Source organism: Micromonospora sp. NPDC005215 (assembly GCF_040607915.1).
GTDB lineage: Bacteria > Actinomycetota > Actinomycetes > Mycobacteriales > Micromonosporaceae > Micromonospora.
Genome location: NZ_JBEXHQ010000002.1, coordinates 227330 through 241240, shown reverse-complemented (window position 1 = coordinate 241240; position 13911 = coordinate 227330). Strand labels below are relative to the sequence as shown.

Below are 13911 nucleotides of genomic sequence, written 5' to 3'. Positions count from 1 at the left end.
ACCATGGCCGGGGGTTCAAGTGAGTTCACCGACGCGGGGCCATGACCATCGTTGCGGGGACTCCGACCAGCGCCGCAAGTCGTGGCCGTTCAGCACGACGACGGCTCAATGCTGCCGTCTCATCACTCTCACCCACATGGCACAGCGGAGTGTCACACAGGTCCTGATACCGATGTGTCACGCAGGTCCCGTGACCGGACAGCACCACTTGGACCAGACCACACCTAGCCACCGGCTACCCCGGCGCGCCAATCCGTAATGGAATACGGGTGGTACGGGCTACGCTGATCCCGTCGAACACGGGCAATCGCTCAAGGTGAGCGAGCCCCAGCCTCGGCCCTTCGTTAAGGCTGCGCGGCGGCGGTCGCGGGGACGCGAAAGTGCCTTCTGATCTGGAACGATGTGACTTGTCTAGGGTCTCATTCATCCATCACGGAAGGCACTTTCAAGGTGCAGCGTACCGGCATGCGTCCCAAGCTTGCGGTCTCTGGTGGCGGTCGGGGCGTGGTCGGTCACGCACCCACCTGCTGCCGGCCAGCGAGGATCGCACCCGCCGGGCCATCGACAAGGCACTCGGGGAGACCAGCCCGGCAAAGACGTTCCGCAAGTCCTTGACGGCCTGGACACGACATGATCATGACCGAAAGGTCCTGGAAGCGGCCGAAGCCGCAGTTCAAAGGCCGTGAAGCTTCTACTTCCAGCGGAAGTGGACGAAGAGGCGGCCGAAGTTTTTGGAGTCCTTCTCCACGCGGTGGTAGAGCTGCTTGACGTCCTTCTGGTCGAGGAACCGCAGCACGCGCTTCTTGAGCTGACCGGACCCCTTACCAGGGATGATCTCGACGAGGGTGGCCTTCTTCGCCACCGCCTCGTCCATGATCCCGCGCAACGCGCGGTCGATGTCCTGCCCCTTGTTGAAGATCTCGTGCAGGTCCAGCTTGAGCTTCATGCCGCGGCCCCCGCCCGGTCAGGTCCCATGTCCGCCATCCTAGGCACGCCCGGCGGCCCGCCCGGACGATGATGAAGGGGCGGCCCCGGAGGACCGCCCCTGCCACGTCACCGGTCCACGCTCAGCGCGTGCCACCCACGCGGGTTTCCACCCGCTCCAGCGCGATCCGGTAGTCGTCGTTCGTCGCGTACATGGCTGCGGCGATCCGCAGGTGCCGCAGCGCGTCGGTGTGCCGGTTCAGCCGCTCCAGCGTCCGACCGAGCACGTGGTGCGCGTAGTGGTCGCTCGGGTCCCGTTCGACCAGCTCGCGCAGGTGCTCCTCGGCCCGGTTGAGCTGGGCCGACTGGAAGTACGCCCGAGCCAGCAACTGCCGGACCGCCGCGTTGCCGGGTTCGGCGTTGACGATCGGCTCCAACAGTCGGGCCGCCCCGCTCGGGTCACCGGTTTCGAAGAACATGGTCGCCCGCCGGTAGTCCGCCAGAAGATCCATCTGCCCACCTCCTCGGGTCGCACCGTCACCTGTCCCGACGCTGGCACAACGCCACGCGTTTGGCGACTGTTCCCGCTGTCGAAACAGGGTCAGGTTCGCGCGTCGCGGCGGCTGGCGGCCAACTCCCAGGCGCGGACGCCACCGACGATCCCCGCCGTGTTCGGCACCACCACCACGTCGTCGCCCATCCGGGCGAGCTGCTCGGGCCGGATCAGTCGGGAGTTGCCCCCACCCAGGTAGAGCCGGTCCCAGCGGAACACCGGGCGGAGCCCGTCGACCACCTGCCGGATCCGCCGGGACCAGAAGGCGTCGCCGAGCCGCCGCCGTTCCGGCTCACCCACGTACGTGTCGTAGGTGGTGCCCCAGCGCACCGGCGCGTGCGACAGCTCCAGGTGTGGTGCGAGCACCCCGCCGTCGAAGAGCGCGCTGCCCAGCCCCGTCCCCAGGGTCAGCACCAGCTCGCAGCCGGTGCCGGCGACCACCCCGGCGCCGTGCACCTCGGCGTCGTTGAGCACCAGCGCCGGCACCCCGAACGCGTCGGCCAGCGCGCCTCGCGCGTCCCAGCCGGACCACTCGGCGAGCAGCTCCGGATCGACCCGGCTGCGCGGGCCGCTGCGGGTCACGTAGTGCGGTGTGGTCACCACCACCCCGTGCCGGATCATCCCGGGTACGCCGACCGTCACCCGGTCCGCCGCCGGCAGGCGCCCGCCCAGATCCAGCAGGGTCCGAACGAAGAGCGCAGGCGGCAACGGGTACGGGGTCGGCACCCGCAACGGCCGGGCCCGCATCGTCCCCGCCTCGTCGAGCACGGACGCCTTGATGCCCCCGCCGCCACAGTCGATCGCCAGTGTGGTCACCACGCCGTTGAGTCTGCCCGCTCCCGTCGGATCGTATGCCGGCAGCCGGATAGGCTCCCGTTCTGATGAGCGCCACAATGATCGTGAAGGACCTGGCCGCCGGACACGGCGACCGCCCACTCTTCGCCGGGCTGGACCTAGTGGTGGCCCCCGGTGACGTGGTCGGCCTGGTCGGGCCGAACGGGGCTGGCAAGTCGACGCTGCTGCGTACCCTCGCCGGGTTGTTGCCGGTCGAGGCCGGCAGCGTGCGACTCAGCCCGCCCACGGCGAGCGTCGGGCACCTGCCGCAGGAGCCGGAACGGCGGCCGGGCGAGACCGTGCGGGACTTCCTGGCCCGGCGGACCGGGGTGACCGCCGCGCAGGCGGCGTTGGACGCGGCGACCGAGGCGCTGACCGCCGGGGCGGCGGGCGCCGACGACGCGTACGCCGACGCGCTGGAGCGCTGGCTCGCCCTCGGCGGCGCGGACCTGGACGAACGCGCCGAGCAGGTGAGCGCGGACCTGGGGCTCGCGGTCGACCTGGACCACCCGACGACCGGGTTGTCCGGCGGCCAGGCGGCCCGCGCCGGGCTGGCCTCGTTGCTGCTCAGCCGGTACGACGTGTTCCTGCTCGACGAGCCGACAAACGACCTGGACCTGGCCGGTCTGGAGCGGCTGGAGGAGTTCGTCACCGGGCTGCGGGCCGGCACGGTGCTGGTCAGCCACGACCGGGAGTTCCTCCTCCGGACTGTGACCCGGGTGGTGGAGTTGGACCTGCCGCAGCAGCAGGTGCACCACTACGGCGGCGGCTACGCGGCCTACCTGGAGGAGCGCGAGGTCGCCCGCCGGCACGCCCGCGCCGACTTCGAGGAGTACGCCGACACCAAGGCCGGGCTGGAGGCTCGGGCCCGCACCCAGCGCGGGTGGATGGAGAAGGGCGTGAAGAACGCCCGGCGCAAGGCCACCGACAACGACAAGATCGGCCGCAAGTTCCGCAGCGAGTCGAGCGAGAAGCAGGCCGCCAAGGCCAAGCAGACCGAACGGCTGATCGAACGGCTCGACGTGGTCGAGGAGCCCCGCAAGGAGTGGGAGCTGCGGATGGAGATCGCCGCCGCACCCCGCGCCGGCGCCGTCGTGGCCACGCTGCGAGGTGCGGTGGTACGCCGGGGCGGGTTCACCCTCGGCCCGATCGACCTCCAGATCGACTGGGCGGACCGGGTGGCGGTGACCGGGGCGAACGGCTCGGGCAAGTCCACCCTGCTGGCCGCGCTGCTCGGGCGGCTGCCGTTGGACGCCGGCACCGCCTCGCTCGGACCCGGGGTGGTGGTGGGCGAGGTCGACCAGGCACGAGGGCTGTTCCTCGGCGACGCGCCGTTGATCGACGCGTTCCACGCAGCCGTACCGCACATGTCGCCGGCGGACGCGCGAACCCTGCTTGCCAAGTTCGGGCTTCGGTCGGCGCACGTGCCGCGACCGGCGGCCACCCTGTCCCCCGGTGAGCGGACCCGGGCGGCGCTGGCGCTGCTCCAGGGCCGCGGGGTCAACCTGCTGGTGCTCGACGAACCCACCAACCACCTCGACCTGCCCGCCATCGAGCAGCTTGAGTCGGCGCTGGCCACCTACCCCGGAACGTTGCTGCTCGTCACGCACGACCGACGGATGTTGGCCGCCATCGAGACGAACCGTCGGCTCCGGGTCGACGGCGGGCGGATCGCCGAGGATTGATCCGCGCCAGCGGAGCAGCGCGGGGTGAGAATGACGCCATGCTCAAGTGGGAGTACGCCCTGCTGGTCCGCCGCCGCCAGGCGGCGACAAACGACCTCGGCTGGGAGGTCGTCTTCGTCTGGTACGGCCCGGACGGCTCGATGGTCGACGTGACGCCGTACGGCGACACCGCGCTGGCCCACCTCAACCGGGCTGGTGACCAGGGCTGGGAGTTGGTCGCGATGAGCGAGGACCCGTCCCTGCCCGGCCACCACGAGTTGCACCGCTATCACCTGAAGCGGCCGAAGCCCGCCGCCCCGCAACCCCGCCAGCGGATACGCGGCAGCCGCCGTACCCTCTCGGGCTGACCGGGGCGCTCGGGCCGAGCCTGGGTCCGATGCCCCGTTGAGCGTTATACCTGTGAGTCATATTTATGACTCAGAGGTATAACGCTCAACGCGATCCTGTCCGGCAGGCTGCGACACGCCCACCCCACGGCTGCGCCTGGCCGGGCCAACAGGGTGGACGAGTGGGGCATAACGGGCGCGGTTGCGGGTAACGCGCGGCGGGAGGTGGCCCGAATGGTCGCTTTGGCACAGACTCCACCCTCGGCCGACCGGCTGCGGGCGATCGACGATTCCCTCGCCCAGGCATGGGCGGACCAGGCGAGGCACGACGACCGGCTGCGGGGCCTGGCGGTCGAGGTGCGGTTCGACCGGGGGGTGGCCCATCTCAGCGGGGACGTCGCCGAGCCCGCCGAGCTGCGGCTGGTACGGGACCTGGTGGGACGGCTGGCCGGCGTCTACGGCGTCTGGTGCCGGGTCGGCGTCGGCGGGAGGGCACCGGTGGTGGTGGACCTCGGTTGTGGTCCGACCAAGCAGTGGTCGAGCAACCTGGGGCTGGACATCTACCCGGCGCCGGGAGTGAACGCGGTCGCGGATCTGTCCGGCTCGCTACCGCTCGCCGACGATTCGGTGGACGTCCTCTTCGCGGTGCACATCCTGGAGCACCTGATCGACTTTCTGCCGCTGGTGGACGAGTGCCACCGGGTACTCCGTCCGGGTGGCGTGCTGCACGTGATGAGCCCCTGGTGGGGGCACGTGAACGCGGTGGCCGACCCGACTCACGTCCGGCTGATGGACGTACAGACGTTCAAGGGGATCTGCCAGGGTCGGCCGCCGGGCGCCCCACGGTGGTACCCGCTGCACGCGGGCTGCGACGGCGCCTCGATCTTCGCCGACCTGACCCCCCTCCCCCCAGAAGCCGACCCAGCACCCCAGTCCCACCTGGCCCGCTTCTTCGACTGACCCACCCGATCCGGGGGTTACCGGGCCTGGGTGGATTCGCGGAGTTCTAGGCGGTAGGGGGCGGAGAGTTCTTTTGCCGGGGCGGCGCGGTCGCCGTCCAGGCGATTGGCCAGGAGTTCGACGGCCAGTTGGGCGATCCGCTCCTTGTCCGGGGCGACAGTGCTGAGCGTGGGGATGGAGAACCTGCCGTCCTCGATGTCGTCGAAGCCGACCACCGCCACGTCCTCGGGCACGCGCAGGCCGGCCTCGTGCAGGGCGCGCAGGGCACCCAGCGCGAGCGTGTCGTTGAAGCAGAAGACGGCGTCGGGGCGTACGCCGGAGGTGAGCAGGCCCCGCATGGCGGCCGCGCCGTCCGCGCGATGCCAGGCCGACGCGGGCGCCACCAGGGTTTCGTCGTAGTCGAGCCCGGCGGCGCGCAGCGCGTCGGTGTAGCCGGCCAGGCGTAGCCGGGCGCTGGCACCCTCGTCGGTGCGCTGCGAGCCGATGGCCGCGATCCGGCGGTGGCCGAGTTCAAGCAGGTGCTCGGTGATCTCCCGGGCGGCGGCCACGTTGTCGATCACCACGCGATCCGCGGGGCCGTGCTCGACCCGCTCACCGAGCAGCACCATGGGGGTGCCGTCCAGCCCGGCCAGGTCCTCGGCGGTGAGCGCCAACGGGCTGAAGATGAGCCCGTCGATCAGGTGGTCGGTGATGCCGGAGGCGACCACCCGTTCCTGTTCGCGTCGACCGCCGGTCTGGTCGATGAGCACCGTCCAGCCGTAGGCGGCGGCGGCGGTGACCACATAGCGGGCCAACTCGGCGAAGTACGGGATGTCCAGTTCCGGAACGGCCAGCGCGATCACGCCGGTGCGGCCTTTGCGCAGGTGGCGGGCCGAGAGGTTGGGCCGGTAGTTGAGTTCGGCGATCGCCTCCTCGACGCGGGCACGGGTGTCCGGCCGAACGTGTACGTAGCCGTTGACGACGTTGGAGACGGTCTTCACCGACACGCCGGCCCGTTCGGCCACGTCCTTGAGCCTGTGTCGCACTCCGCAAACCTCCCCGAGGTAACCCAGCGCACCTTACCTTGTCGGCGCCCCTTTACAACGTTGCCTACAACGTTGTAGAAACGGTGGACACCGGGTGAACAGTGACTGCGCTCACCCGGGCATCGGCACAAGGAAAGGTGGCACCCCCTTGCGGACCGCGCAGCTGACGGTCGACCCGGCCTTCTCCATCGGCCCGGCCGACCGACGCCTCTTCGGCTCCTTCGTCGAGCACATGGGGCGGTGCGTCTACGGCGGCATCTACGAGCCCGGTCACCCCAGTGCCGACTCCCGTGGCCTGCGCCGCGACGTGCTGGACCTGACCCGCGAGCTGGGCGTCTCGGTGGTCCGCTACCCGGGCGGCAACTTCGTCTCCGGCTACCGCTGGGAGGACGGGGTCGGCCCGGTCGGCAACCGGCCGCGCCGGCTCGACCTGGCCTGGAAGACGATCGAGACCAACGCGTTCGGGTTGGACGAGTTCATGACCTGGACCGCCGAGGCCGGCGTCGAGCCGATGATGGCGGTCAACCTCGGCACCCGCGGGGTCCAGGAGGCCCTGGACCTGCTGGAGTACGCCAACCACCCGGGTGGCACGGACCTCTCCGACCTGCGGCGCAAGCACGGCGCCGAGGATCCGTACGGGGTGCGACTGTGGTGCCTCGGCAACGAGATGGACGGTCCGTGGCAGGTCGGCCACAAGACCGCCGACGAGTACGGCCGCGTCGCCGCCGAAGCCGCCCGCGCGATGAAGATGATCGACCCGTCGATCAGCCTGATCGCCTGCGGCAGCTCCAACCGGCGGATGCCCACCTTCGCCTCGTGGGAGGCGACGGTGCTGGAGCACACCTACGAACACGTCGACTACATCTCGGCGCACACCTACTACGACCCGTCCGACGGCGACCAGGCCAGCATCCTGGCCTCCGCCGTCGACATGGACAACTTCATCACCGAGGTCGTCGCGACCGCCGACCACGTGGCGGCCAAACAGCGGCACAAGCGCAAGCTGAAGATCTCCTTCGACGAGTGGAACGTCTGGTACGAGTCCCGCCTCCGGGCCGACCTGGACCGGCGTGGCTGGGTCGAGGCCCCGGCGCTGATCGAGGACGACTTCACCGCGGTCGACGCGGTGGTCGTCGGTGACCTGCTGATCACGCTGCTCCGGCACGCCGACCGGGTCGGGGTGGCCGCGCAGGCCCAGCTGGCGAATGTGATCGCGCCGATCCGCACCCGCAAAGGCGGTCCGGCCTGGCGGCAGAGCATCTTCCACCCGTTCGCGCTGACCGCCCGGTACGCGCGGGGCACCGTGCTGCGCACCGAGCCGGTGTCGCCGCGCTACGACACGAAGAAGTACGGGGACGTGCCGGTGCTCGACACCGTCGCCGTGCACGACGAGGAGACCGGCGAGCTGACCGTCTTCGCGGTCAACCGGGACTCCACCGATCTCCCGCTGGAGATCGACCTGCGCGGCATGCCGGGTATGTCCGGTCTGTCGTTCGAGTGCATCGCTGCCGGCTCTGACCCGTCGGCGACGAACACCGAGGCCGAGCCCGACCGGGTGACGCCTCGGGACCTACCGATCCCCACCCCCGACGGCGGCCGGTGCAGCGTGCTCCTGCCCGCCGTGTCCTGGAGCGTGCTCCGCTTCGGCCCGGTCAGCGCCTAGCGGTCGCACCAGGCTGGGCAGGCACAATTCATACCGTCCCCCTCAAGGAGAGATAAAGCATGATCCAGAACGATATGAGCCGGCGACGCCTGCTCGGCCTCGGTCTCGGACTCGGCGCCGTGGCCTCGCTGACCCTCGCGGGTTGCGGCGGCGGCGATGACAACGCCGCCGGGCCGGCCGCCGGAAACGGCGGCAAGGAGTACACCGGCCCCAAGGTGGACCTGAAACTGTGGAACGGCTTCACCGGTGGCGACGGGGACATCTTCAAGGCGCTGGTCAACCAGTTCAACACCGAGCACCCGAACATCGCCGTGTCGGTGGCCACGTACCAGTGGGAGGACTACTACAACAAGCTCCCCGGCGCGGCCTCCAGCGGCAACGGCCCGGACATCGCGGTCATGCACATGGACCAGCTCGCCACCTTCGCCGCCCGCGGCGTGATCAGCGAGCTGGACGACGTGGCCAAGAACCTGGAGCTTTCCGAGGCGGACTTCGCGCCCACCGTGTGGCAGGGCGGGCTCTACAACAACAAGCGGTACGGCATCCCGCTGGACATGCACCCGCTGGGCTTCTACTACAACAAGGCCGTCATGCAGAAGGCCGGCCTGGACCCGAACAAACCGCCGACCACCACTGACGACTTCACTGCCGCGCTCGCCGAGTTCAAGAAGTCGGGCGTGCAGGGCTTCTGGATCAGCCCGTTCCAGTTCACCGGCGGCATGACGTTCTACTCCCTGCTCAACCAGTGGGGTGGCAGCCTCTTCGACGCCGAGGTGGCCAAGGCCACGTTCAACTCCGACCCGGCGGTCGAGGCGTGCACCTGGCTGGTCGACATGATCAAGCAGGGCCACTCGCCGGCCAACGTCGGTCAGGACGCCGAGTACCTGGCGTTCAAGAGCGGTAAGAACGCCTTCACCTTCAACGGCATCTGGCAGATCAACGATCTGAAGAAGAGCCCAGAGGTGCAGTGGGGTGTCGCCCCGCTCCCCCAGCTCGGCAGCAAGCCTGCGGCCTGGGCCAACTCGCACAACTTCACAATCGTGAAGCAGCGGGCCACCAACGCCAACAAGGTCTCCGGCGCGAAGGTCTTCATCAACTGGCTGAGCCAGCACTCGCTGGACTGGGCCAAGGGCGGCCAGATCCCGGCCCGTAAGGACGTCCGGGAGAGCGCCGAGTTCAAGGCGCTGCCGGAGATCTCGGCGCTCGCCCCCGAGCTGGAGTACGCGGCGTTCCCGCCGGCGACTCCGGGCCTCGGCGAGGTCATCAAGACCTTCTACGACTCGTTCAACGTGGCCGCGCTGGGCAAGAAGACGCCCAAGCAGGCGCTCGACGAGGGCGTGACCAAGGCCAACAAGCAGCTCGAGGACAACCGCAAGAAGTACGGGAGCTGATAACCAGTGGCGGACGTGATCGAGGTCGGGGCGGCGCGCGGTGACGCGCCGCCCCCGGCGGCCAACGCAGCCCGCCGGGCCGCCTCGGCGGGTCGGACCAGACGGGCGACGCCATACCTGTTCCTCGCCCCCTACCTGGTCCTGTTCGGGGTCTTCGGCCTGCTGCCGATCATCCTCGGCCTCTGGCTGAGCGTGCACCAGTGGGACTTCCAGCTGCCCAACCGGCCGTTCGTCGGGTTGGACAACTACAAGCAGCTCTTCTCCAGCGACTCCGCCGTGTACGGCGACTGGTGGCAGAGCATCCGGGCCACCGCGATCTTCACGGTGCTGTCGGTGCCGCTGCTGGTGGTCGTACCGCTGGGGTTGGCCCTGCTGCTCAACCGCTCCTTCCCGGGCCGGACGTTCTTCCGGGCGGTCTACTTCGCGCCGTACGTGCTGGGTGTCGCGGTGATCGGCCTGCTCTGGCGGTTCCTGCTCGACGCCAACCTGGGTCTGGTCAACCGGATCCTCGGCGTGGTCGGGTTGCCGTCGGACACGCCCTGGGTGACAAACATGCCGTGGGCGTGGATCTCGCTGGTCGGGGTGACAGTGTGGTGGACCTCCGGCTTCAACGCGGTGATCTACCTGGCCGGGCTACAGGACATCTCGCCGGAGTTGTACGAGGCGGCCCGGATGGACGGGGCCAGCGCGTGGCAGCGGTTCCGCAACGTCACACTGCCCGGGTTGCGTCCGGTGCTGCTCTTCGTGATCACGACGACCGTGCTCGCCTCGGCGAACATGTTCGGCCAGTCGTTCCTGATCACCCAGGGGACGCCCGGCACCGAGACCCGCACTGTGGTGTGGTTCATCGTCGAGGAGGGCCTGCGGAACAACAACGCCGGTCGCGCCGCCGCGATGAGCATCGTGTTCGCCCTGCTGCTGGCGGTCGTGAGCATCGCCAACTTCCGCCTCTTCCGCTACAGGGAAGACTGAGGGGATCGCCATGACGACGCCCACGCCGACCACCAACGGCTCCGGATCGGGACTGCGCCGGGTCGGGCTCTACGCCATCCTGGTCGCGCTGACCCTGGTCTTCCTGGTTCCGCTGGTGTGGATGGTCATCACCTCGTTGAAGACCTACACGGCCGCTCAGGAGATCCCGCCGAGTTGGCTGCCGAACCCCCTCGCGGGTTACGGCTACGAGCAGATCCTCAACAACTCGGCGAACCCGGTGCTGCGCTGGTTCCTCAACAGCATGCTGGCCGCCACGCTGCACTCGGCGCTGGTGCTGGTGACCGCCTCGATGGCCGCGTACTCCCTGGCCCGGCTGAAGTTCCGGGGGCGTGGGGTGACCTTCGCCCTGATCGTCGGGACGCTGTTCATCCCGCCGACCTCGCTGATCATTCCGAACTTCCTGATCGTCGACCAGCTCAACTGGATCGACACCCTCGCTGTGGTGATCGTGCCCGGCGCGGCCAGCGCGTTCGGGGTCTTCTTCCTGCGGCAGTTCTTCCTCTCCCTGCCGAACGAGCTGGAGGAGGCCGCCACGCTGGACGGCGCCAACCAGTGGCAGATCTTCTACAAGGTGGTGTTGCCGCTGTCCAAGCCGGCGCTGGCCACCCTGGCCGTGCTGTCGTTCCTCACCAACTGGAACGACTTCCTCTGGCCGATCTTCGTGCTGTTCAGCCCGGAGAAGCTCACCCTGCCGCCGGGCCTGGGCCTGCTCCAGGGCTCGTACGTCACCGACTACCCGGTGATCATGGCGGGTGCGGTGCTGGCCAGCCTGCCGGTGCTGATCCTCTTCGTGCTGGCCCAGCGGCACATCATCCAGGGCGTCTCCCGTAGCGGTCTGAAGGGATGACGCGCACGACCGCCCGGCGACGTGGCGCGGCGGCGATCGTCTTCGCCGCCGCGCTGCTCGTTGCGGGCTGCGCGGACGACACCGAACCCACCCCCACCACGAGCAGCGGGAGCGACACCAGCATGTTCACCAACCCGGTCGTGAGGACCGACGCCCCGGATCCGCAGACGATCCAGGTGGGCGACACCTGGTACCTGTTCCACACCAACTCCGGTGGCCGCAACGTCCCGGTGCTCACCTCGCCGGACCTGGTCGAGTGGACCGAGGCCGGGGACGCCCTGCCGACGCTCCCCGACTGGGCCGACGCCGGCAAGACCTGGGCCCCGGAGGTCATCCAGTTGGCGCCGGACCGGTTCGCGCTCTACTACACGGTCGCCGGCCGGGAGTCGGGCCGGCAGTGTGTCGGGCGGGCGGTGGCCAGCGCCCCGCAGGGGCCGTACCGGGACGACGCGGCCGGCCCGCTGATCTGCCAGGCCGACCTGGGCGGGGCGATCGACGCCAGCCCGTTCCGGGACACCGACGGTAGCCTCTGGCTGCTGTGGAAGAACGACGGCAACGCCATCGGGGTGGACACCTGGCTCTGGTCGCAGCGCCTCGCCGACGACGGCCTGACCCTGGTCGGTGAGCCGACGAAGCTGCTCAAGCAGACCGAGCCGTGGGAGGGCACCCTGATCGAGGGGCCGTTCTTCCACCGTCAGGACGGTCGGCTGCTGCTCTTCTTCGCGGCCAACGCCTACGACAGGGCGGAGTACGCCGAGGGCTACGCGTTCTGCGAGAGCCCGACCGGCCCGTGTGTGAAGGCCGCCGAGAACCCGATCCTGAAGAGCACCGAGGCCGCCTCGGGCCCCGGTCACGCCTCGATGGTCGTCAAGGACGGCCGGACGTGGCTGCTGTACCACGCCTGGCCGCCCGGCCAGGAGGGCAGCACCGACCCGGGCCGGCAGGTCTGGCTCGACGAGGTGACCTGGGTCGACGGCAAGCCCGTGGTCAAGGGCCCGACCGCCACGGCGCAGCCCCGCCCCTGAACTGATCGTGCGGAGGGGCGCTCGGCCCCTCCGCAGCTCGGTCAGGCGGTCGGTTCGCGGGGGGTCGGGGCGACCGCCGGTTCGTGCTGGGCCAGCCGGTTGCGGCGGTAGCCGTAGCCGAAGTAGATGATCCCGCCGAGCAGCATCCAGGCCAGGAACCGCAGCCAGGTCTCCACCGACAGGTTGAGCATCAGGTAGAAGCAGGCCAGCGCCGAGACGATCGGCAGCACCGGGGAGAACGGCACCCGGAACGGCCGTTCCAGGTCCGGGCGCTTGCGACGCAGGATCGGCACCGCGATCGACACCAGCACGAACGCGCAGAGCGCGCCGATGCTGACCAGGTCGGCCAACGCGGACAGCGGCAGGAAGCCGGCCAGCAGCGCGACCGCCACGGTCATGATCGCCGAGATCCGGTACGGGGTGCCCCAGCGCGGATGCACCGCCGCGATCGACGGCGGGATCAGCCCGTCCCGGGCGATGGCGAAGCCGATCCGGCCCATCGCCACCAGGTCGACCAGGATGACGCTGGTCAGGCCGGCGACGGCGGCGATGGAGACCAGCACCGCCGCCCAGCCCGCGCCGACCGCCTCGAAGGCCGACGCGATCGGGGCACCCCGGTCGATCTCGGTGTACGGCACCATCCCGACCAGCACCAGCGAGACGCCGATGTAGAGCACTGTGGAGATCAGCAGCGTGCCGAGCAGACCCAGGGTCAGGTCCCGCTTGGGCTTCTTCGTCTCCTCGCCCAGGTTGGCGACGGCCTCGAAGCCGGTGTACGCGAAGAACACCACGGCGGCGGCGCTGAGCACCCCGACGAAGCCGAAGACGGACGGTTCGAGCCCGAAGAGCGCCTGCGTCACCGGTTGCTTGATGCCGTCGTCGCCGCCGCCCGCGGGCTCGGCCGGCGGGATGAACGGGCTGAGGTTGGTGGCCTTGACGAAGAACAGACCGGCCACCACCACGAACACGCAGATCGCCACCTTGACCAGCACCAGCAGGTTGGTGATCCGGGAGGATTCCCGGATGCCGACGATCGCCACGATGCCGAGGATCAGCACGACGGCGATGGCACCGAGGTTGACCGTGCTGCCCTCCTCGCCGAACCACCGGGTCGGCAGGTCGAGCAGCTCCGCGAGGTAGCCGGACCAGCCGCGGGCCACCACTGCAGCGCCGAGCGCGAACTCCAGCAGCAGGTCCCAGCCGATGATCCAGGCGACGATCTCGCCCATCGTGGCGTACGCGTAGGTGTAGGCGCTGCCGGCCGTCGGCACGCTGGAGGCCAGCTCGGCGTAGCAGAGCGCGGCGAGCAGGGCGACCACGCCGGCGATGGCGAAGGAGATCACCACGCCCGGTCCGGCGCTGTCCCGGGCTTCGATGCCGGTGAGCGTGAAGATGCCGGTGCCGATCACGATGCCGATGCCGAAGCCGGTGAGGTCGACCGCGCCGAGCCGTCTCTTCAGCCCGAGTCTGCCGTCGCTGCCGTCGGCGTCGCCCTGGGCTATGACGTCCTTGATTGGTTTGGTTCGCAGCACGGACATGCGCTCACCCCTCCCACCGCACGACCACCACCGTGACGGCCGGCGATCGGGGTTGCTACCCAGCGGAGGGAATGGTCAACCACGAACCCTTGCGGTAATGGCCCGAGTATGAAAATTTCCTTCCAGGGACAGATAGGCAGCGGCGAA

Annotated in this window: 13 protein-coding genes; 8 read left to right on the top strand and 5 right to left on the bottom strand. The window is 69.6% G+C overall.

Annotation, left to right across the window (positions count from 1 at the left end; all coding sequences use genetic code 11):
* Positions 1-691: 691 nt before the first annotated feature.
* The 3 genes from ABZU25_RS03250 to ABZU25_RS03240 all read right to left on the bottom strand — a co-directional run bounded on the left by ABZU25_RS03250 (position 692) and on the right by ABZU25_RS03240 (position 2296).
* Positions 692-946 carry a Smr/MutS family protein gene (locus ABZU25_RS03250; protein ID WP_007465523.1) on the bottom strand — a complete coding sequence of 85 codons (255 nt, stop codon included), beginning with the start codon at positions 944-946 and terminating at the stop codon, positions 692-694.
* Positions 947-1067: 121 nt separating this feature from the next.
* Positions 1068-1436, bottom strand: a complete 369-nt coding sequence (locus ABZU25_RS03245) for a tetratricopeptide repeat protein (RefSeq protein ID WP_355027676.1) — start codon at positions 1434-1436, stop codon at positions 1068-1070.
* Between the two features lie 89 nt (positions 1437-1525).
* The gene (locus ABZU25_RS03240; protein WP_355027675.1) at positions 1526-2296 is read right to left on the bottom strand and encodes an ROK family protein; all 771 of its coding nucleotides are present in this window, start codon (positions 2294-2296) and stop codon (positions 1526-1528) included.
* Between the two features lie 62 nt (positions 2297-2358).
* Here ABZU25_RS03240 and ABZU25_RS03235 point away from each other — a divergent pair, with 62 nt between their 5' ends.
* From ABZU25_RS03235 to ABZU25_RS03225, 3 genes are all read left to right on the top strand, one after another.
* Complete coding sequence (locus tag ABZU25_RS03235; protein WP_355027674.1) at positions 2359-3996, top strand: ABC-F family ATP-binding cassette domain-containing protein; 1638 nt, start codon at positions 2359-2361, stop codon at positions 3994-3996.
* A 38-nt stretch (positions 3997-4034) separates the two neighbouring features.
* The gene (locus tag ABZU25_RS03230) at positions 4035-4343 is read left to right on the top strand and encodes a hypothetical protein (RefSeq protein WP_355027673.1); all 309 of its coding nucleotides are present in this window, start codon (positions 4035-4037) and stop codon (positions 4341-4343) included.
* A gap of 213 nt (positions 4344-4556) precedes the next feature.
* A complete protein-coding gene (locus ABZU25_RS03225; RefSeq protein WP_355027672.1) occupies positions 4557-5282 on the top strand; it encodes a methyltransferase domain-containing protein in 726 nt (241 codons plus the stop codon).
* A gap of 17 nt (positions 5283-5299) precedes the next feature.
* On the opposite strand, the gene ABZU25_RS03220 is transcribed toward ABZU25_RS03225, so the two are convergent.
* Positions 5300-6307 (bottom strand): LacI family DNA-binding transcriptional regulator, encoded by a 1008-nt coding sequence (locus tag ABZU25_RS03220; protein WP_355027671.1) that lies wholly within the window; start codon positions 6305-6307, stop codon positions 5300-5302.
* A 148-nt stretch (positions 6308-6455) separates the two neighbouring features.
* On the opposite strand from ABZU25_RS03220, the gene ABZU25_RS03215 reads away from it, so the two are divergent.
* Genes ABZU25_RS03215 through ABZU25_RS03195 form a run of 5 tightly spaced genes read left to right on the top strand, consistent with a single transcriptional unit; the run spans position 6456 to position 12226 of the window.
* On the top strand, positions 6456-7970 hold the full coding sequence (locus ABZU25_RS03215; protein WP_355027670.1) for an alpha-N-arabinofuranosidase: 1515 nt from the start codon (positions 6456-6458) through the stop codon (positions 7968-7970).
* 59 nt (positions 7971-8029) lie between these two features.
* Positions 8030-9361 carry an ABC transporter substrate-binding protein gene (locus tag ABZU25_RS03210; RefSeq protein WP_355027669.1) on the top strand — a complete coding sequence of 444 codons (1332 nt, stop codon included), beginning with the start codon at positions 8030-8032 and terminating at the stop codon, positions 9359-9361.
* A 6-nt stretch (positions 9362-9367) separates the two neighbouring features.
* Positions 9368-10333: a sugar ABC transporter permease gene (locus ABZU25_RS03205; protein WP_355027668.1), complete on the top strand. Its 966-nt coding sequence runs from the start codon at positions 9368-9370 to the stop codon at positions 10331-10333.
* 10 nt (positions 10334-10343) lie between these two features.
* Positions 10344-11201 carry a carbohydrate ABC transporter permease gene (locus ABZU25_RS03200; RefSeq protein ID WP_355027667.1) on the top strand — a complete coding sequence of 286 codons (858 nt, stop codon included), beginning with the start codon at positions 10344-10346 and terminating at the stop codon, positions 11199-11201.
* Positions 11198-12226, top strand: coding sequence for a glycoside hydrolase family 43 protein (locus tag ABZU25_RS03195; RefSeq protein WP_355027666.1), 1029 nt, complete (start codon positions 11198-11200; stop codon positions 12224-12226). The genes ABZU25_RS03200 and ABZU25_RS03195 overlap by 4 nt, the downstream gene beginning before the upstream one ends.
* A 41-nt stretch (positions 12227-12267) precedes the next feature.
* Here ABZU25_RS03195 and ABZU25_RS03190 read toward each other — a convergent pair whose 3' ends face one another.
* Complete coding sequence (locus tag ABZU25_RS03190; protein WP_355027665.1) at positions 12268-13764, bottom strand: amino acid permease; 1497 nt, start codon at positions 13762-13764, stop codon at positions 12268-12270.
* Positions 13765-13911 lie beyond the last annotated feature (147 nt).

Bases quoted from the DNA above. Each gene is read 5' to 3' on its own strand.
- ABZU25_RS03190 (WP_355027665.1), bottom strand. From the start codon at position 13,764: ATGTCCGTGCTGCGAACCAAACCAATCAAGGACGTCATAGCCCAGGGC.
- ABZU25_RS03210 (WP_355027669.1), top strand. From the start codon at position 8,030: ATGATCCAGAACGATATGAGCCGGCGACGCCTGCTCGGCCTCGGTCTC.
- ABZU25_RS03245 (WP_355027676.1), bottom strand. From the start codon at position 1,436: ATGGATCTTCTGGCGGACTACCGGCGGGCGACCATGTTCTTCGAAACC.
- ABZU25_RS03195 (WP_355027666.1), top strand. From the start codon at position 11,198: ATGACGCGCACGACCGCCCGGCGACGTGGCGCGGCGGCGATCGTCTTC.
- ABZU25_RS03250 (WP_007465523.1), bottom strand. From the start codon at position 946: ATGAAGCTCAAGCTGGACCTGCACGAGATCTTCAACAAGGGGCAGGAC.
- ABZU25_RS03200 (WP_355027667.1), top strand. From the start codon at position 10,344: ATGACGACGCCCACGCCGACCACCAACGGCTCCGGATCGGGACTGCGC.
- ABZU25_RS03235 (WP_355027674.1), top strand. From the start codon at position 2,359: ATGAGCGCCACAATGATCGTGAAGGACCTGGCCGCCGGACACGGCGAC.
- ABZU25_RS03230 (WP_355027673.1), top strand. From the start codon at position 4,035: ATGCTCAAGTGGGAGTACGCCCTGCTGGTCCGCCGCCGCCAGGCGGCG.
- ABZU25_RS03225 (WP_355027672.1), top strand. From the start codon at position 4,557: ATGGTCGCTTTGGCACAGACTCCACCCTCGGCCGACCGGCTGCGGGCG.